Source organism: Acinetobacter sp. WU_MDCI_Abxe161 (assembly GCF_025514355.1).
Taxonomy (GTDB): domain Bacteria; phylum Pseudomonadota; class Gammaproteobacteria; order Pseudomonadales; family Moraxellaceae; genus Acinetobacter; species Acinetobacter pittii_E.
Genome location: NZ_JAHPTU010000001.1, coordinates 82,881 through 103,069 on the forward strand (window position 1 = coordinate 82,881; position 20,189 = coordinate 103,069).

The window sequence follows — 20,189 nt, forward strand, 5'->3', positions numbered from 1 at the left end:
TCATCATTATTATAATTTCCCGCTAATCATGACTAGAACTGACAACCAATTTTCTCAGTCCCTCATCTATATGTTGATTGGCAGTGCAATTATTCTGGCACTTTCATTAGGTGTTCGTCATGGTTTCGGCCTTTACCTCGTACCAATGAGCCATGAGTTCGGTTGGGGGCAGCATGTTTTTAGTCTTGCAATCGCTATGCAAAATTTAATCTGGGGCGCAGTTCAACCTTTTACTGGGGCTATCGCAGATAAATACGGCAGTAAAATTGTGGTTGCTGTTGGTGGGCTACTTTATGCCCTCGGCTTACTACTCATGGCTTTTAGTTCAAATGTACTCATTTTGAATTTGAGCCTAGGTCTTATTATTGGTTTAGCTTTATCCGCAACTTCTTTTACAGTTTTACTGAGTGCAGTAGGCCGAGCTGCTCCGCCTGAAAAAAGAAGTATGGCAATGGGGATTGCCAGTGCAGCAGGTTCTTTTGGTCAGTTTATTATGCTGCCCTCAACCCTTCTCTTACTTAAAAATGTTGGATGGTCAGCAGCCCTAATAGTCAGTGCGCTATTAATTGCCCTTATTATTCCACTAGCGTGGATGTTAAAAGGTCCTAGCACTCAAACACCAAAAGCAATTACACAACCTCAGCTCACATTTAAGCAAGTATTGAATATTGCCCGAAAACACAAACCCTTCTGGTGGTTAGCATTAGGCTTTTTAGTTTGCGGATTTCAAGTTGTATTCTTAGGTGTACATTTACCCGGTTATTTAATCGACCATGGCTTTGATGCCGCTACAGGTACCGTGTTTCTGGCACTAGTCGGACTATTTAATATTGTGGGGACTTACGGCGCAGGCTGGTTAGGAGATCGTTTCTCGAAGCCAAAGTTATTAATGGTACTTTATGGTAGCCGCGGCATCGCAATTATTGCTTTTTTACTATTACCTTTAAGCACATATACGGTATATGCTTTTGGAGTGATTATGGGCCTTTTATGGCTTTCTACAGTTCCACTCACAAATGGCATTGTGGCAAATATGTTTGGTGTTAAATACCTTTCAATGCTAAGTGGTATTGTGTTCTTCACTCATCAAGTCGGTTCTTTCTTTGGCGGTTGGCTTGGCGGTGTTAATCACGACTTAACAGGTAATTACAATGCGATTTGGCTATGTTCTATTGCATTGAGTATATTAGGTGTAATCGTACACTTCTTTGTAAATGAGGAGGCTATTATTCATGACGCATAATGCCTTACTTTTGAAAACAATTATGATTTTTCTCGTCATTACTCTTTTGGTCTGTTCACTTATTTTATGGAGGCAGACACCTGATTTATTTGAATATTTCAATCAAGCATTTTGTGCTCACTAGAGATAGCGATAATCAGATTAAAGCTTTGCATTGTCATAAAAATATAAGAAACCTATGGTCTAATGAAAATAAAAAAGCCCGCAAATTTGCGGGCTTTTTTATAAAAAAATTATTTAAAATCAAAATAAACGGTTCATACCATTAAGTGCAGCTACACGGTATGCTTCAGCCATAGTTGGATAGTTAAATGTCGTTTCAACAAAATATTTCAAGGTATTGTTTGGGCTGTGCATAACTGCTTGCCCAATGTGGATAATTTCGGCAGCGTTATTACCAAAACAGTGAATACCTAAAATTTCCATAGTGTCGCGATGGAAAAGAATTTTTAACTCACCTACTGTATCACCGGTAATTTGTGCACGAGCCAAATGACGGAAAGAAGCTTGACCCACTTCATACGGAATTTTCTCTTCCGTTAATTCCTGTTCATTCTTACCAATTGATGAGATTTCCGGAATGGTGTAGATACCCGTTGGGATATCACGTACTGGCTTCGCATCTTCACCACTCATGTTTGCGCCCGCACAGCGCCCTTGGTCATAAGCAGCAGAAGCAAGTGAAGGCCAGCCAATCACGTCACCAGCAGCATAGATGTTTTCAACTTCAGTTTGGTACTGATCATTTACTGAAAGTTGGCCACGGTTGTTTGGAACTAAGCCAACATTCTCAAGGCCTAAACCTTCTGTGTTTCCTGAACGACCATTACACCAAAGGATCGCATCAGCTTTAATCTTTTTACCACTTTGTAAATGCAGAACCACATGGTCATCAAACGTTTCAAGATGATCCATTTGTTCATTATGACGAATCAATACACCTTGTTCACGTAAGTGATAAGACAAGGCATCAGCAATTTCATCATCTAAATAGCTTAAGAGTTTTTGCTGAGTATTAATCAAGTCAACTTTATGATCTAGACCAATAAAGATTGAGGCATATTCACAGCCAATAACGCCTGCGCCGTAAATAATAATTTTTTGAATTGAGTAATCAAGATCAAGGATTTTATCCGAATCAAATACACGAGGATGATCAAAATCTAGACCTTGCGGATGATAAGGACGGCTACCTGTTGCAATCACGATTTGCTTACAAATAATTGTTTCTTTAATGCCTTCATGGCTAAAAACTAAAACTGTATTTTTATCTTGAATATATGCACGGCCGTGGAATACACCGATTTTGTTGCGGTCGTAAAAACGTGTATGCGTATCAACCTGTTGTTGAATTACTTTGTGCGCATTACGCAATACCTGTTTCATGGTGAACTGTTTCCATTCACCTACTTTTTGAAACATTGGATCACGCTGATAGCGAATAATACTAGAAACCGTTTGACGCAATGCTTTACTTGGAATGGTACCTACGTGTGCACAGTTACCACCAAGTTGATCACGCACATCTACAATTGCAACACGCTTACCCGCTTTTGCAAGCTTCATTGCCGCGCCTTCACCTGCAGGTCCAGAACCGAGAACTACCGCATCGTACTTAACGAAATTCCCACTAACGACCTCTTTTTTACGTGGCATTGAAAGCTCCTTCCTCACTTGAATGACCATATTTTATAATAAATTATGGGTAATATGCGGTGAATTTATGTATTTCTCAACCCTATATTTCTGAATAACCACATTTATTATATGAATAGTTATTTTCCGCTATTAACTGCAGAAGTTCGCTATAATACAATGTCAATGTCAATGTCTCTATAAACGAGTGGAAAAGTTAAATATGTCAGAACACCGTAAACCTGAACAGGGTGTAAAACTTCGTGGCGCAGAAAAAGTCGCAAGAATTCCTGTAAAAGTTGTACCTACGGTTGAAGTGCCGCGTAAACCTGACTGGATTCGTGTCAAGATGACGGCACCAGAAGAAGTTCAGCGTATTAAAACGACTTTACGTGCTCAAAAACTCCATACCGTTTGTGAAGAAGCTGCTTGTCCTAACCTACCTGAATGTTTTGGTGGTGGTACAGCAACATTCATGATTATGGGTGATATTTGTACACGTCGTTGCCCTTTCTGTGATGTAGCACATGGTCGTCCAAATGCACTCGATGCTGATGAACCTCGTCACATGGCAGAGACAATTGCAAATCTTAAACTCAAGTATGCAGTCATTACTTCGGTTGACCGTGATGACTTGCTTGACGGTGGTGCACAACACTTTGTGGACTGTATCAAAGAAGCTCGCGCACTTAGTCCAAATACATTACTTGAGATTTTAGTACCAGATTTCCGCGGACGTATGGACATTGCCTTACGTATTATGACTGAATGTCCGCCAGACGTATTTAACCACAACATTGAAACTGTGCCACGTCTATATAAAGCAATGCGCCCAGGTTCAGACTATCAACATTCTTTAAACTTATTAAAAATGTTTAAAGAATATTGCCCAGACATTCCAACGAAATGTGGTTTGATGGTCGGTATTGGTGAAACTGAAGAAGAAGTTATTGCATTGCTTGATGACTTACGTGCTCACGATGTTGACTATGTGACTATTGGTCAATATTTACAGCCATCGAAACAACACGCACCAATTGACCGCTTTGTAACGCCAGAAGAGTTTGAACGTTATGCAGAGCATGGTCGCAAACTTGGCTTTAGAAATATTTGGTCTGCACCAATGGTTCGTTCAAGTTACTTTGCTGATCGTCAATACCATGGTGAACCAGTACCAGAAGTTCGTCGTAAAGTAGATCCAGCTAAAAAAATTGCTGTTCAAGTTGTCGAAGCTTAAAAATTAAAGTTCAATGAAAGCCCTCTACTTTAGAGGGCTTTTTATTTGTATAAGAAAATCAATAACATTTCTTGACAAATCGATAAAACAAGCCATTACACTTTCACTGAAAAATATCTTATACCTAAAAGTACGATATATCCCTGCTCTAGCATATACATCAATTGCGATATAAAAAATTAAATTTAAACAGCATTAAAATTAGCTAGTTAAGCCTTAACTCTCTCCTCGCTTTTTTTGTAACTTCTAACTTGAGGGCTTATCTAGCAAGGAGCAAGTATGATTTTCCTACTCTTTGTTTTAAGCATTGTCATTCAGATTTTTGCAATATGGGCAATTTTCTTTTTTAACCTGAATCGGATCATTGGTAGTGTAATTACGATTGCTGTCGCTATATTTACAGCACTCATAGTAACGCCATGGGCTCTCATTTTAGGTATTCCCCTCATTGCCCTTAGTATCATTATTTTATTTGCACCATTACGCTTTAACCTGATTACCAAACCTGCATATAAAACATTAGCAAACTCAATGCCAAGCATCAGTACGACTGAACAAGAAGCTTTAGAGGCGGGTACTAGTTGGTGGGAAAAAGAATTATTTATGGGGGCACCTGACTGGTCGCAATTTGAAAAGTATCCCTATCCAACGTTGTCAGCAGAAGAACAAAGTTTTATTGACAATGAAGTTGAGTTACTTTGCAACATGCTAGATGAGTGGGAAATTCACCATCACTTAAAAGATCTTCCACCAGAGGTTTGGCAATTTATTAAAGACAAAGGTTTTTTAGGTCTCATTATTCCAAAATCTTTTGGTGGTAAAGAATTTAGCTCATTTGCCCAAAGCCGTATTATGAGCAAAATTGCTTCACGCTCACTCACCACTGCTGTAAGTTGTATGGTTCCAAACTCGTTGGGGCCAGGTGAGCTACTCATGCATTACGGTACCGATGCTCAAAAGCAACAATATTTACCGGGCCTTGCAAAAGGTGAAGAAATTCCATGCTTTGGTTTAACCAGTCCAGAAGCAGGTTCAGATGCTGGTGCCATTCCAGATTCAGGCGTTGTTTGCTACGGTGAATATGAAGGTGCTCAGGTTCTTGGGCTGCGCATGAATTTCTCTAAACGCTGGATTACCCTCGCCCCAATTGCCACAGTCGTAGGTCTTGCATTTAAACTTTATGACCCAGACGGCTTACTCGGCGATAAAGATAAAATAGAGTACGGTATTACCTGTGCCTTAATTCCTGCCAGTCATGCAGGTGTAAAAATAGGAGCACGTCATTATCCTGGCTCTCCATTTATGAATGGAACAGTAGAAGGAGAAGATGTTTTTATTCCTATTGATTGGATTATTGGTGGTCAAGAAAATGCCGGTAAAGGCTGGCGTATGCTCATGGAATGCTTAGGTGTGGGCCGTGGTATTTCCCTTCCAGCTTTAGCAACAGCAGCAGGTGAAATGAGCTATTTAACCGTTGGTGCTTTTGCGAAAATTCGTCAACAGTTCAACATTTCTGTCGGTAAATTTGAAGGCGTACAAGAAGCGACCAGTGAAATTGCCAGCGATGCTTACATGCTTGAAGCATTCCGTTATTTAGTGACATGTGGCCTAAACCAAGGTGGAACTCCTGCCGTGATGACTGCCATGGCAAAATATTATGCAACTGAAACGATGCGTAAAGTAGTCAATCATGGGATGGATATTGCGGGAGGACGTGCAATTCAACTTGGGCCACGTAATTTCCTTGCGCTTACCTATCAAGCAATTCCAATTGCTATTACGGTAGAAGGCGCAAATATTTTGACCCGTTCATTGATGATTTTTGGTCAAGGTTCAATGCGTTGTCACCCTTATTTATTTGAAGAGTTGCAACTTTTACAGTCTGAAGATAAAGCCAACGCGGTTCAAAAATTCGATGATTTATTATTTAAACATTTAGCCTATACCTTTAATCGTGGTGCTAGATCATTTGCTTATGGTTGGACAGGTGGCTCAAGCGATGCACCTCAGTCAGCAGATCAATTCACCGCAAGTTACTATAAAACGATTAATCGTTTTAGTGCCAACTTCGCGCTTGTTTCAGATATGTCACTTGGCTTACTTGCAGGAGACTTAAAACGCAAAGAGATGTTATCAGGACGCTTGGCAGATATTCACGCGCACCTCTTTATTTCTACTGCGATTTTAAAATTTTATGAAGCCGGACAAAAAACTGAAGCTGAACAACTTCACGCTAAATTGACGCTACAAAAAGCGTTCTTGAATATTCAAGAAGCATTTTGGGGATTATTTGAAAATTTCCCAGCCAAACTTCCAGCAACGTTTGTGAAATGGATCTGTTTCCCTTTTGGTCGTGTCATTTCAAAACCAGATGATGAGTTAAAACAACAAGTCGCTGAACTTATGATGCAAGAGCATCCTTTCAGAGAACAGCTTAAGCATCACGTATTTTATTCAACCAAAGCCGATGATGTAACGGGTCGTTTAGAGCATGCTTTCCAAATTCTACGAACACTTGAGCCGCTTTGGGATAAGTTTAAAAAAGCTGAATCTAAAGGCAAATTTACAGGACTCACTTTCGAAGAGAATATTCAACAAGCGATAAAAGAAGGTTTTATTTCTGAAAGTGAAGCTCAACAATTATTGCAATACAACGCAATTCGATTCGATAGCATGCTTACAGATGTATTTGATGAAGATTTAAATAAGGATCTTCCTTTGTCGAATCCTCATCAAATTTAGTGACTGATGCCTCCACTAATTCACTATTGCAATCACACTTGATTCGCATTAATTAATAAACAGCCATAAAAGCGTCAATCGACGCTTTTATTTTTAGGAGAAATTAATGTCTAAGCAAGATTACGAAAATGGATTAAAAGTACGCACAGAAGTGATGGGAGAAGCTTTTGTAAAACGTGCCCAAGAAAATACCGTACCCTTTACCCAGCCTTTACAAGACTGGATTAATGAACATGCATGGGGATCTACTTGGCAACGTGAAGGTGTGCTACCACGTAAATATCGTTCATTAATTACTTTGGCAATGCTCACGGCACTCAAATCACCTACTGAACTCAAAGGGCATGTTCGTGGTGCACTTAACAATGGCTGTACAGTTGAAGAGATTCAAGAAACTTTATTGCATAGTCTGCCATATTGTGGCGCACCTGCTACTCAAGAAGCTTTTCGTGCTGCTTTAGAAGTGATTCAAGAATATCAACAAAAATAACTTCAATATGAGCCAGCACGCTACTGGCTCTTTTTATCTAATTCAATTTGGTCGAATATGCCTGAAAATTACGGTCATCAATCACGATAGCCTGACGACAAATCCCTTCTACTTGACGTTGTATTTCAAAAACTGCTGCCGACATCGGCTCAAAACTATCAAAAAAGCAGATTTCATTTGATTCAATAGAATAGATAAGTGACTGATTTCCGACACCCTCTAATGTATCGTAATAGACAATCACCATTTTTCCATTTTCAATTGCAGTTTGAATATCTTGATAGCTGAGTGCTGGTCCAGTTGGAATTTTTAATACCTTTGCTTCTTTATAGCTCATTCTTTCACTTGCGCTAATATTAGGGTCTTCATCTGAATGAAATGACACTTCAAATCCGAGTTTTTTTAAAGCGATGGCTAAGGCAATCGTATAAGTCCCTCCTTCATCGTGTCGACAAACTTTGATCAACTCAGCCACATCAATTTGCACTGCATGATGCTGAAGTACCATCCACACTGCAAATACGCCACAGTTGGCTTCAAGGTTCGCTAATACTTCGGGGATATTTACTGCCATAATTGAAATCTAAAGTAATAATTACGCAGATAATAAACAAAACTGGATTGGCACTAAAAGCTTTTCCAAGTACAATATCCCGCTAGTCGAGGGATGCTGCGACAAATGATCGGCACTAAAGATCAATTTGCCAGGCTCGACGATCGGTTAAACACTCGTTTTAACCAACAACGGCATCCGCGAACAGAATGATCAATACTATTTTTTCCTAGGAGATCCTGATGAACGCGGTTAATGCTTCATTTACAGATTACAAAGTTGCTGACATCTCACTTGCTGACTACGGTCGTAAAGAAATCAAACTTGCTGAAGCAGAAATGCCAGCTTTGATTGGCTTACGTAAACGCTATGCAGCGACTAAACCACTTGCTGGCGCAAAAATTCTTGGTTGTATTCACATGACCATTCAAACAGCGGTTCTTATTGAAACGCTTGTTGAGTTAGGTGCTGAAGTACGCTGGACATCATGTAATATTTTCTCGACTCAAGACCACGCTGCTGCTGCAATTGCTGCTCGCGGTATTCCAGTTTTTGCTTGGAAAGGCGAAACTGAAGAAGAATATGTATGGTGCCTTGAACAACAGATCAATGTGAATGGTCAACCTTGGGATGCCAACATGATCTTGGACGATGGCGGTGACTTAACTGCTCTTGTTCATGAAAAATACCCTGCTCTTTTAGAACGTATTCACGGTATTACTGAAGAAACTACAACAGGTGTTCAACGTCTTATCGAAATGTGGAAAGACGGTTCTTTGAAAGTTCCTGCAATCAACGTAAATGACTCAGTTACTAAATCTAAAAACGACAACAAATACGGTTGCCGTCACTCATTAAATGACGCAATCAAACGTGCAACTGACATGCTTTTGTCTGGCCGCCGTGCACTTGTAGTTGGTTATGGTGACGTAGGTAAAGGTTCTGCTCAATCTTTACGCCAAGAAGGCATGATTGTTCGTGTAACTGAAGTTGACCCAATTTGTGCAATGCAAGCATGTATGGATGGCTATGAAGTTGTATCTCCATACAAAAATGGCGTACAAACAGGTAAAAAAGAAGATATTAACCACGATCTTCTTGGCAATACTGACCTTGTTGTAACAACAACTGGTAACTACCACGTGTGTGATGCAGCGATGTTAGATAGCTTAAAAGCTGGCGCAGTTGTATGTAACATTGGTCACTTCGACACAGAAATCGACACGGCTTATTTACGTGGTTACAAGTGGGTTGAAGTTAAGCCACAAGTTCACCAAGTTTATCGTTCAGAAGACGAAAACAACTACCTTATCCTTCTTTCTGAAGGTCGCCTTGTAAACCTAGGTAATGCAACTGGTCACCCATCACGTGTGATGGACGGTTCTTTTGCTAACCAAGTTTTAGGTCAAATTCACTTATTCCAAGAGAAATTTGCTGACCTTCCTGCAAATGAAAAAGCTGCAAAAATTCGCGTAGAAGTTCTTCCTAAGAAACTTGACGAAGAAGTTGCTGCTGCAATGGTTGCAGGTTTCGGTGGTGTACTTACTCAGTTAACTCAAGAGCAAGCCGATTATTTAGGCGTTGCTGTTGAGGGACCATTCAAATCTGACGCTTACAAATACTAAGAAATTAAGGGCAGACGGTGAACCGACTGCCCTTTTTTCTAAAAATGTTTCGCTGTTTACAAGGATTTGACATGACTAAACGTACACCTATTTCTTTTGAGTTTTTCCCACCAAAAACTGATGCTGGTGCTGAAAAACTTCGTATTGTTCACCAAGAATTACAACTATTAAACCCTGAGTTTTTCTCGATTACTTATGGGGCTGGTGGTTCTACTCGCGAACGTACTCTTGCTGCTATTGAAGATTTTAACGGTAAAGGTACGCCAGTTGCACCTCACCTTTCTTGTATTGGTGATGATAAAGCTCGTATTGCTGAGTTACTGGATTTATATAAAGCGCAAGGCATTAATCGTATTGTTGCTTTACGCGGTGACTTGCCTTCTGGTCAGGTTGGACTTGGGGAACTTCCTTACGCACAGGATCTAGTACGTTTTATTCGTGAGCACTCAGGTGATCATTTTCATATTGAAGTTGCAGCTTATCCAGAAATGCATCCTCAAGCTGAAAACCTTGATTCGGACATTCAACGTTTTATTGAAAAAGTACAATCTGGTGCCAATGCGGGAATTACCCAATTCTTCTTTAATCCAGATTCATACTTTTATTTTATAGAGCGTTTAGATAAAGCTGGAATTAACATTCCTGTCGCTCCTGGTATCATGCCTATTACCAATGCAAGTAATTTAATTCGCTTTGCAGATGGTACGGGTGCTGAAATTCCTCGCTGGATCCGTAAGCAGTTACAAGCCTATGGCGATGACAGTGAAAGTATTAAAGCTTTCGGTCATGAAGTTGTTGTTAAGCTATGCGAACGCCTTATTGCAGGTGGAGCACCAAGCTTGCACTTCTATTCAATGAATCAAGTCGAACCAACTCGTCAACTCGTTGTTGATCTTGGTTTAAATTAATTTTGTAAGGCGTACCCAATGAATCGTTTTTTTATCGAAACTGAACTTACAGTTGGCTCAACAATTCAACTGACAGAATCAGTATTCCATCATTGGGTACGTGTTTTACGTGCACAACTACAAGAACAAGCGACTTTATTTAATGGACAAGGTGGTGAATATCTCGCAACGTTGACCGAAATTAATAAAAAAAATGCGTCTGTCACAATTGAAAATTTTAACCCTGCAAACCGTAATGCCCCTTTTAAAGCTGTTTTGGGCCAGGTTATGAGTAAAGGCGATCGAATGGATTATGCTATTCAAAAAGCCACTGAACTGGGTGTAAGCCAAATTCAATTATTGACAAGTGAGCGTTGTGAAATGCGCTTAAAATACGATCGAGATCAAAAAAAATTAGATCACTGGCAAGCAGTTGCAATTGCAGCATGTGAACAATGTGGCTTGAACTTAGTGCCAGAAGTATTAGCACCTATTGCCCTTCATGAATGGTTAAGTTCGTCTGAACTCCCTCACTCTAAATTTGTTTTAGCGCCTGAAAAAGAACAAAAAGATGTATTGGCAGGAATACAACCTGAACTTGCCTTATTGATTGGTCCAGAAGGTGGACTAAGTGAAAATGAAATTACCCAAGCCAATCAAGCTGGTTTTATGAACTGGTGTATTGGTGACCGTGTTTTACGTACAGAAACTGCCCCAGTTGTTGCCTTATCTATTTTAAATTATCGATTTTTATCCACCTAAGTTCTCTGAACATTGATTAAATCGTGATTTAAAGTTAATTTACTTTTATTGTATGAATAAAATTTCAAATTCTTTTTCACTGATAAATCAGATTCTTTCTGTATATATGTAAAAAAATAGGATAGAAAAATCTTATGTCTGGGCTTCAGGAAGAATATCTACAGCATCAAACAAAAATTGAACAGCTGAAACTTTCAACTCAATATATACGTTGGTATTTGATTAGCCTGATATTACTGTGCCTTATTTCATATGGTATTTTTTCTTATTATTTTTCCTCTGTAATAACAATATTTAGCTGGTCTATTGGACTGACTATCATTTCTTTTATCTGCTTATTATTTATTCCAAATATTTTAACTCACTACCGCACTATCGACTTCACAAAAAAAGCTGATCGTGTCTTACAAAGTATTTGTTTATTATCTGGCATTTTAATGGGAATAAATGTCACGATTATTCATTTTTATCTTCCGCCTGAGCTAGTTGCACTACCAGATGCTCATATTTTAATTGCTTTATTCATTACCTCTGCTCATATCATTGGCCTTACGTTTTTAACGCAACAACTTCGATACTTTTATCTCTTATTTATTCCTAGTACTTTGCCGTTATTGTTCGCCCAATTCACACACGACTCCATTACTGAATTACCATTTTATTTTGCCTATAACCTTACCTTTGTAGCAACTGTACTTTGTGCTTACGCAACTCAACGTAATTATCAAAAAATTTCTCAACTATTACTTAAAAACAAACAGCTTGTTCAAATTTCCGATCAACATACTCAATGGGCTGAAGAATTATGTGTACAGCTCCAACAAGAAGTAAATAAGTCTAAAGATATTGAAGCCCAGCTTCAGTTCAACAATCATTTACTTGAGCAAAAAGTACGTGAACGCACTTATGATCTCACCAAAATGAATGAGCAGCTCGAAAGCCATCACTACAATTTAGCTTTTGCGCATGAAACTGCAGGTATCCGGCCTTGGGATTGGGATATTGAAAATCAAAAGTTAGAAATTACTTTTTTTGATCAACAAAAGCAAAGTCAGACTGCTGTTATTCATCTTCATACGATATTAGATCGGATCCATCCAAGTGATAAAAAGCTTTTTGAAGAACGTTTAAAACAACATTTGGAAGGTATTACAGATCATTTTAATATCAATTTTCGCATTTTACGTCGAGATGGTTCTTGGCGATGGATTCATGATGTAGGTCGAGTCATCACGAGAGATCCTAAAACACAAAAAGCGCTTCGTATGGTTGGAATGACCCGAGATATACATCAAGAGAAAAAAGACCAAGAACATCTAAGGCTATCTGCTATTGTGCTTGAGCAAGCAGCAGAAGGAATATTTATTTTAGATGAACATCTGAACTATATTAATATTAATCCTTACTACGAAAAATTGACCGGATTTACTAAAGCAGAACTTCTGAATAAAGAGTTATTTAGCATTACAAGTAATCAAAAAGAATTACAACAACAATTTCATACATCAATAAAACAGCAACTCCTCGAGACAGGAGAATACATGGGTCAGTTTGATGAAAAATTTAATTCTGGTAAAAGCGTCTATTTATGGTTGCATATTAATGTCGTCAAAGATGAGTTCAATCAAATTACCAATTACATTGGATTTGCCCGCGATCTCACTGAGCAGAAGCGTCAAGAACAGCACCTATCTTATTTAAAAAATTACGACAGTCTCACCCACCTCCCTAATCGTCTTTACTATTACAATCAATTACACCAATATCTTGTAAACCCTTCATATAACATTAAAAATTTAGCTTTAATACGAGTCAATATTGACCGATTCCGGGCTTTTAATGAGTTTTTAAATAATGATAGTGGTGACGAACTACTTAAACAGTTCGCACAAAGATTACGCTTAATCAATATCAATGCAATTTTAGTTGCCTATTTAAATAGTGATGATTTCGCAATTATTTATGAAATTTCGCCAATTCATCCAAATATTGAGCAATATTGCCAAAATATTTTGCAAGCGCTAAACGCACCATTTTATATTGATAATCACGAATATTTTATTACTGCTTCTATTGGTGTGGCATGTTTCCCTGAACATGGCAGACAAATTGACCATCTCAACCATCATGCAGAACAAGCACTTTCAGAGGCAAAACGTTTAGGAGGCAATACCATTTCTTACTACTGCAATAAAACAGATCACCCATATAAAACTGCCGATTTAGAACAAGAATTACGCAAAGCTATTCAAAATAATGAATTTGTAGTTTATTACCAACCTAAAATTAGTCTACAAGATCAATCTATTATCGGTTTTGAGGCACTCATTCGTTGGCAACATCCTGAAAAAGGATTAGTCATGCCGAATATGTTTATACCTTTTGCTGAGCGTAGTAGCCTAATTTCAGACATTGGTAAAGTTGTTTTAGATAAAGTTGGAAAGCAACTACAAGAGTGGAAAAATTCAGGCTATATCAATATTCAAGTCTCTGTAAATATTGTGGCGCAACAGATACATCGAGGCTTATTACTCAGTGATTTAGATGAGGTTTTGCAAAAATATAATATACAAGGTTCAGATCTCGAACTTGAAATTACCGAGTCAGCCCTTTTAGATAATACTGATAACGTAAAAACACTATTACACGCGATAAAACAACGAGATATCTCAATTGCCCTAGATGACTTTGGTACGGGTTATTCTTCTTTGGCGTACCTGACAGAGTACCCAATTGATGTATTAAAAATTGATCGTGCTTTTATTTCTAAAATTGGTGACCACAAACAAGAAGCGATTGTAAATGCAATGATTGCAATGGGTAAAAGCATGGGGCTTAAACTGGTTGCTGAAGGCGTAGAAACAAAAGAACAAGTAACCTATCTGCAAAAACAACAATGTGATTTTTTACAAGGCTATTTCTTTAGTCGTCCAATCCCTGCCGAGCAGGTCATTCCTTATCTACAAACAAATCCACATATTTCTTAACTGTTTTGGCCATCTATTTTACCTATGCTGCTTTTTCCAAAAATGAGCGTTTTTGACTGTGAGAAATAAAGAAGTAGTGTTATATTCTTTAGCATTTAGCTCACCACGGGGCTATTGGCAATTCGTCTACTATTCTCTTAATTGGTAAAAATTAAAGCATAGTCAAAGAGCCGCGTTGCCTCTCCCTAAATGAGCGATTTGACTAGTTTGCTTTTTTGTATCAAATAGAGACTCAGATGGACGATCAATCTTTAAAACAGGCCGCTTTAAATTACCATGAATATCCAAACCCAGGGAAAATCAGCGTCACCCCAAGTAAGCAACTTGTCAACCAACGAGATTTGGCTTTAGCCTACTCACCAGGAGTTGCTGCGCCATGTTTAGAGATTGAACGTGATCCATCAACTGCTGCTAAATATACAGCTCGCGGAAATTTGGTTGCCGTAGTCAGTAACGGTACAGCTGTTCTTGGTTTAGGTAATATTGGACCATTAGCTTCTAAACCTGTAATGGAAGGTAAAGGGGTTCTATTCAAGAAGTTTGCTGGTGTTGACGTATTTGACATCGAAATTGCAGAAAACGATCCAGATAAAATTGTAGATATTGTTGCTTCTCTTGAGCCAACTTTCGGCGGTATCAACCTCGAAGATATTAAAGCGCCAGAATGTTTCTATATTGAGAAGAAACTTCGTGAACGTATGAAAATTCCTGTATTCCATGACGATCAACATGGTACAAGTATTATTGTAGGTTCAGCTTTGCTCAATGCATTGCAACTTGTAAATAAAAAAATTGATGAAATCAAAATTGTAGCTTCAGGTGCAGGTGCAGCAGCACTTTCATGCTTAGACTTGCTTTGTGCACTTGGTGCTAAAAAAGAAAATATTATTGTTGCCGATTCTCGTGGTCTATTAACGACTTCTCGTGATGGACTTGATGAATCTAAAAAACGTTATGTTCAAGACATTACTGCATCTCAGCTTCATGAAGTAATGGCTGGTGCAGATATGTTCTTGGGTCTTTCTGCTGCTGGTATTCTCACCAAAGAAATGGTGAAACAGATGGCTGAGAACCCTATTATCTTTGCTTTGGCAAACCCAGATCCAGAAATTTTACCTGAACATGCACATGAAGTACGTCCAGACGTGATTATGGCAACAGGTCGTTCTGACTATCCAAACCAAGTAAACAACGCATTATGTTTCCCTTACATTTTCCGTGGTGCACTTGACGTTGGTGCAACGACGATTAATGAAGAAATGAAAATTGCATGTGTACATGCAATTGCTCGTATGGCACATGTAGAAGCTGATGCAGCTACTTATGGTGAAAAATCTGCTTCATTTGGCCGTGATTATTTAATTCCACGTCCACTTGATCAACGTTTAATTTTAGAAATTGCCCCTGCTGTTGCTAAAGCTGCAATGGATTCAGGTGTTGCAACTCGTCCGATCGAAGATTTCTCTGCGTACCGTCAAAAATTATCTGAGTTTGTTTATAACTCTGCATTCTTGATGAAACCGATTTTTGCTCAAGCAAAAACAGATCCTAAACGCATTGCATATGCTGAAGGTGAAGATGAGCGCGTATTACGTGCAGTTCAAATCGCAGTTGATGAGGACTTGGCTAAACCAATTTTAGTAGGTCGTACTGCTGTAATTGAAGCTAATATCAAAAAATTAGGCTTACGTTTACAACATGGCGTAAATATTGAAATCGTAGATCAAGAACAAAACCCGATGTATGAAGAGTTTTGGAAAGACTACTATCAAACAATGCAACGTAAAGGCATTACTGTTGAATATGCTCAACGTGAAGCTCGTCGCCGTTCTACTTTAATTGCATCTTTACTGGTTAAATTCGGTAAAGCAGACGGTATGTTATGTGGTACTTATAGTAGCTATAACATTCACCTCGACTTTGTACGCAATGTGATTGGCCTTAAAGAAGGCATGAATAACTTCTTCACATTAAATGCATTAATGCTTGAAGATCGTAATTTATTTATTGCAGATACCTACGTAAACACCAACCCGACTGCTGAACAACTTGCTGAAATGACTATTTTAGCAGCTGAAGAAGTACGTCGTTTTGGTATTACTCCACGTGTAGCCTTACTTTCTCATTCAAGTTTTGGTAGTGATCAAACTGATTCAAGTGCTCAAAAAATGCGTGAAGTTTATCGTATTCTGTCTGAGCAAGCTCCTGAGCTTGAAGTTGAAGGTGAAATGCACGGTGATGCAGCATTAGACGAAAATATTCGTCAATTTGCATTCCCAGGTTCACGTTTTAAAGGTTCTGCAAACTTGCTCATTATGCCGAACCTAGATGCAGCAAATATTTCATTTAACTTATTGAAAGCGACTTCTGGTAACAACGTTACTATTGGTCCAATTTTGTTAGGTGCTGCTAAACCTGTTCATATTTTGACACCGACTGCAACCACTCGTCGTCTTATCAATATGACTGCTTTAACTGTTGCTGAAATCCAACAACAAGAAAAGTAATTTAGAAACCGCTTTTTACGAAAAGCCTCTCTAATGACTTGAGAAAACCTCTATTCTGTAGCATGATTGCTTGAAGAATAGAGGTTTTTTCATGCAAGTGTATTTAGTAGGCGGTGCTGTCCGTGATTCTTTACTTGGGCATCCCTATCAAGAAAAAGACTATGTTGTGGTCGGTGCAACGCCGGAACACATGCTCGCCCAAGGTTTTCAACCTGTAGGCAGAGATTTTCCTGTGTTTCTTCATCCTGAAACAAAAGAAGAATATGCACTTGCACGTACTGAACGAAAGTCCGGTAAGGGATATCACGGTTTCCAATTTTTTACCGATACTACTGTAAGTTTAGAAGAAGATTTAATTCGCCGTGATTTAACCATCAATGCCATAGCAATGGATCAAGATGGCAAACTATATGACCCATATGGCGGTCAAACTGATTTAGAAAATAAAACTTTACGTCATGTTTCAGAAGCTTTTGCTGAAGATCCTTTACGTGTTTTACGTGTTGCACGCTTTGCAGCACGTTATTCTTCATATGGTTTTCATATTGCACCTGAAACTTTAGAACTCATGCAAACAATGGCAGAATCAGGTGAACTAGATGCATTAACACCAGAGCGTGTATGGAAAGAGACTTCACGTGCACTTTTAGAAGATCATGCCGATGTTTATTTCCAAACATTACGTGATTGCGGTGCCTTAAAACATCTTTTTCCTGAAATTGATGCATTGTTTGGTGTTCCACAGCGTCCTGAATATCATCCAGAAGTAGATTGTGGCATACATACCTTAATGTCTTTACAGCAAGCTTGTAAGGCCAATTACTCGCTCGATGTTCGATTTGCTGTGTTAGTACATGATTTAGGTAAAGCATTAACTCCAGTTAATGAACTTCCTCGCCATATCATGCATGAAGAACGTGGGGTGAAACCCGTTACCGAGCTATGTGAACGTTTAAAAGTTCCTACTCAAACTCGACAGTTGGCACTCTCGGTGTGTAAAGAACATCTAAAATGTCATCAGATTATGTCATTAAAACCTGGAACTGTATGGCGTTTATTACAGCGTCTAGATGTCTTACGCCGTCCTGAGAGAGTGGAAGCTTTTGTACAAGCATGTGAATGTGATGCTAAAGGAAGACTAGGTTTAGAAAACCGACCTTATCCTCAAGCTCAATATATGTTAGACGCGATGCAAATCGTTCGCTCTATTAAAGTTCAGGATTTACCTGAGAATATTAAAGGTGCTGAGATTGGTGAAATGCTAATTCAGTATCGCATTGATGCTTTAACTGAGTTTAAACATCAACATCAAGCGCCCTCTCATTCTTAATTCAAGCCAATAAAAAAGCCTCACTAAGAGGCTTTTTTACTTTTACTGTTTAGGCAGTGGTATAAATTGTGATTGAGTATTTTGGTTTTTCCGTTCCCCGACTGTCACCACAAAGTTTTGTTGCTTCCCATCTCGCTCAACCATTACATTAATTTCGCTATTAGGCGCTTGTAATGCGACGTAATTAATCAAATGAGATGCTGAAGTGATTGGCTCATTATTAACTTGAATAATTTTATCGCCAATTTTAATACCTGCTGACGCAGCTGGACCACTTTTCAAGACATCTGCAACCACTACCCCAATTTGCTGTTTCGGCGCTAATACATCTTCTTGTGTAGGGGGTACTAAACTAATCCCTAACCATCCACGGACAACACGACCATCTTTCAAAATTGAGTTTAAAACTTGTTGGCAAACTTTAGCGGGAATTGCAAAACCGATTCCTAAAGAACCACCTGACTGAGAGAAAATAGCAGTATTTACACCAATTAAATTCCCAGCCACATCAATTAATGCTCCACCAGAGTTACCTGGGTTAATTGCTGCATCCGTTTGAATAAAGTCTTCATAGGTATTGATACCTAAATCAGAGCGTTCAGTCGCAGAAATAATACCCTGGGTTACCGTTTGCCCTACACCAAATGGGTTACCGATAGCCAAGACAACATCACCTACTTCATTGCCACTTAGCTTAAATGGCAATACAGGTAATTTATCTAAATCGATTTTAATTACGGCTAAATCCGTATCAGGGTCTGTACCCACAATCGTTGCTTCTGCACGACGCCCGTCATGTAATGCCACCACAATTTGATCAGCTTGAGCAATTACATGATTATTCGTAAGAATATAACCGTCAGCTCGTACAATAACCCCAGAGCCTAAGCTATTTTCATTTTGCTGTTGTTGTTCAGGAACCTGATTTCCAAAAAATTCGCGGAAGACAGGATCACTTAATAATGGATGATTTTGTTTAACTTTCTGGGTCGTAAAAATATTAACAACGGCTGGCGCTGCAACTTTTACCGCAGCGCTATAAGATACCACCCCGCCCGTTCGTGAAGTATCAACCAATGGTTCAACTTTCTCAGCAGGCATTTGCACCCCATCAACTGCAACAGTTGGTTTCGGCTGATGGTATTTTTGCCATGCAATAAAACTGGCAATTACAATAATAAGTAACACCCAAGGTAACCATGTAAAGGTGCGGCGCACGTTCATATCCTCTACGCAAAGAAGTTTTTAATTAAATTAATATATTGAACAAAAAGACTTTTCAGTTAAGCATTTTAAATTAAATATGTCGATATACATAAAAAAGTCAAAAAAGATTTGTCTAGCTTTAGTTACACAACAAAATATGTTTCTATAGCTTTAGCAATTATTTACTACTCAATTCAGGAAATATCATGGCAAATTTGCATGAAATTATTCAGTGGTGCGACCAAACCTTAAAAGCAACAGAATTTAAAGATTACGCACCTAATGGCCTGCAAATTGAAGGTTCAACTGAAGTGAAACGTATCGTTTGTGCGGTTACTGCTTCCGAAGATGCAATTGATGCGGCAATTGCTCAGAATGCAGATCTATTACTCGTACATCACGGTTATTTTTGGAAAGGCGAACCATATCCAATTACAGGAATGCGCGGCAACCGCATTAAGAAACTCATCCAAAATAATATTTCATTAGTTGCTTATCATCTACCTTTAGATGCCCATCCAACTTTAGGCAACAATGTGGCTATTGCAGAAAAACTGAGCTTGCAGAATTTAGAACCACTCGATTTAGCCGAGAAACATCCAATTGGCAATATTGGTTATTTAGAACAAGCGCTTTCTGTTGATGAATTTAAAGCAAAACTACAAAATAGTTTTGATTTTAAGGTGATTCATTTGCCAGCAGAAAAACAAAGCATTCAAAAAGTGGGCTTCTGCACAGGTGGGGCTCAAGATTTTATTGCTAAAGCGGCTTTGCAAAATTGTGATGCTTATATCTCAGGTGAAGTCAGTGAACGAACTTTTTATGAAGCAAAAGAGTTAGGTGTTCATTATTTTGCTTGTGGTCATCACGCAACTGAGCGTTATGGTGTTCAACGTTTGGCACAAGCGATCTCAAAACAGTTCTCAGTTGAAAGTGAATATTTTGAATTGAATAATCCGATTTAATTAAGTCTTTTTTTCAATCT

General features: G+C 38.7%; 14 protein-coding genes. 11 read left to right on the forward strand and 3 right to left on the reverse strand.

Annotated elements, in window-relative coordinates; translation table 11 throughout:
* The first annotated feature begins 28 nt into the window (after positions 1 to 28).
* Positions 29 to 1,243: an MFS transporter gene (locus KTI78_RS00425; RefSeq protein WP_262444898.1), complete on the forward strand. Its 1,215-nt coding sequence runs from the start codon at positions 29 to 31 to the stop codon at positions 1,241 to 1,243.
* 243 nt (positions 1,244 to 1,486) lie between these two features.
* Here KTI78_RS00425 and sthA read toward each other — a convergent pair whose 3' ends face one another.
* Positions 1,487 to 2,899, reverse strand: a complete 1,413-nt coding sequence (gene sthA / locus KTI78_RS00430; RefSeq protein ID WP_002118117.1) for a Si-specific NAD(P)(+) transhydrogenase — start codon at positions 2,897 to 2,899, stop codon at positions 1,487 to 1,489.
* 202 nt (positions 2,900 to 3,101) lie between these two features.
* On the opposite strand from sthA, the gene lipA reads away from it, so the two are divergent.
* From lipA to KTI78_RS00445, 3 genes are all read left to right on the forward strand, one after another.
* The gene (gene lipA, locus KTI78_RS00435; protein ID WP_002118167.1) at positions 3,102 to 4,115 is read left to right on the forward strand and encodes a lipoyl synthase; all 1,014 of its coding nucleotides are present in this window, start codon (positions 3,102 to 3,104) and stop codon (positions 4,113 to 4,115) included.
* A 279-nt stretch (positions 4,116 to 4,394) separates the two neighbouring features.
* Positions 4,395 to 6,857, forward strand: a complete 2,463-nt coding sequence (locus KTI78_RS00440; RefSeq protein WP_262444899.1) for an acyl-CoA dehydrogenase — start codon at positions 4,395 to 4,397, stop codon at positions 6,855 to 6,857.
* A 106-nt stretch (positions 6,858 to 6,963) separates the two neighbouring features.
* Positions 6,964 to 7,347, forward strand: coding sequence for a carboxymuconolactone decarboxylase family protein (locus tag KTI78_RS00445; RefSeq protein ID WP_000043120.1), 384 nt, complete (start codon positions 6,964 to 6,966; stop codon positions 7,345 to 7,347).
* Between the two features lie 37 nt (positions 7,348 to 7,384).
* On the opposite strand, the gene KTI78_RS00450 is transcribed toward KTI78_RS00445, so the two are convergent.
* The gene (locus tag KTI78_RS00450) at positions 7,385 to 7,921 is read right to left on the reverse strand and encodes a cysteine peptidase family C39 domain-containing protein (protein ID WP_262444900.1); all 537 of its coding nucleotides are present in this window, start codon (positions 7,919 to 7,921) and stop codon (positions 7,385 to 7,387) included.
* A 221-nt stretch (positions 7,922 to 8,142) separates the two neighbouring features.
* Here KTI78_RS00450 and ahcY point away from each other — a divergent pair, with 221 nt between their 5' ends.
* The 6 genes from ahcY (at position 8,143) to KTI78_RS00480 (ending at position 17,998) form a co-directional block, all read left to right on the forward strand.
* Complete coding sequence (ahcY, locus tag KTI78_RS00455; RefSeq protein WP_016140447.1) at positions 8,143 to 9,525, forward strand: adenosylhomocysteinase; 1,383 nt, start codon at positions 8,143 to 8,145, stop codon at positions 9,523 to 9,525.
* 71 nt (positions 9,526 to 9,596) lie between these two features.
* Entirely contained in the window at positions 9,597 to 10,433 is an 837-nt protein-coding gene (gene metF, locus KTI78_RS00460; RefSeq protein ID WP_224991413.1) for a methylenetetrahydrofolate reductase [NAD(P)H], read from the forward strand.
* 18 nt (positions 10,434 to 10,451) lie between these two features.
* On the forward strand, positions 10,452 to 11,174 hold the full coding sequence (locus KTI78_RS00465) for a 16S rRNA (uracil(1498)-N(3))-methyltransferase (protein WP_262444901.1): 723 nt from the start codon (positions 10,452 to 10,454) through the stop codon (positions 11,172 to 11,174).
* A 134-nt stretch (positions 11,175 to 11,308) separates the two neighbouring features.
* On the forward strand, positions 11,309 to 14,161 hold the full coding sequence (locus KTI78_RS00470; protein ID WP_262444902.1) for a GGDEF domain-containing phosphodiesterase: 2,853 nt from the start codon (positions 11,309 to 11,311) through the stop codon (positions 14,159 to 14,161).
* Between the two features lie 236 nt (positions 14,162 to 14,397).
* Entirely contained in the window at positions 14,398 to 16,668 is a 2,271-nt protein-coding gene (locus tag KTI78_RS00475; protein ID WP_016140443.1) for an NADP-dependent malic enzyme, read from the forward strand.
* A 91-nt stretch (positions 16,669 to 16,759) separates the two neighbouring features.
* Entirely contained in the window at positions 16,760 to 17,998 is a 1,239-nt protein-coding gene (locus KTI78_RS00480) for a multifunctional CCA addition/repair protein (protein ID WP_262444903.1), read from the forward strand.
* 42 nt (positions 17,999 to 18,040) lie between these two features.
* On the opposite strand, the gene KTI78_RS00485 is transcribed toward KTI78_RS00480, so the two are convergent.
* Positions 18,041 to 19,216, reverse strand: a complete 1,176-nt coding sequence (locus tag KTI78_RS00485) for a S1C family serine protease (protein ID WP_200042497.1) — start codon at positions 19,214 to 19,216, stop codon at positions 18,041 to 18,043.
* Between the two features lie 194 nt (positions 19,217 to 19,410).
* Between KTI78_RS00485 and KTI78_RS00490 the strand changes: the two genes are divergently transcribed.
* On the forward strand, positions 19,411 to 20,169 hold the full coding sequence (locus tag KTI78_RS00490) for a Nif3-like dinuclear metal center hexameric protein (RefSeq protein WP_262444904.1): 759 nt from the start codon (positions 19,411 to 19,413) through the stop codon (positions 20,167 to 20,169).
* Positions 20,170 to 20,189 lie beyond the last annotated feature (20 nt).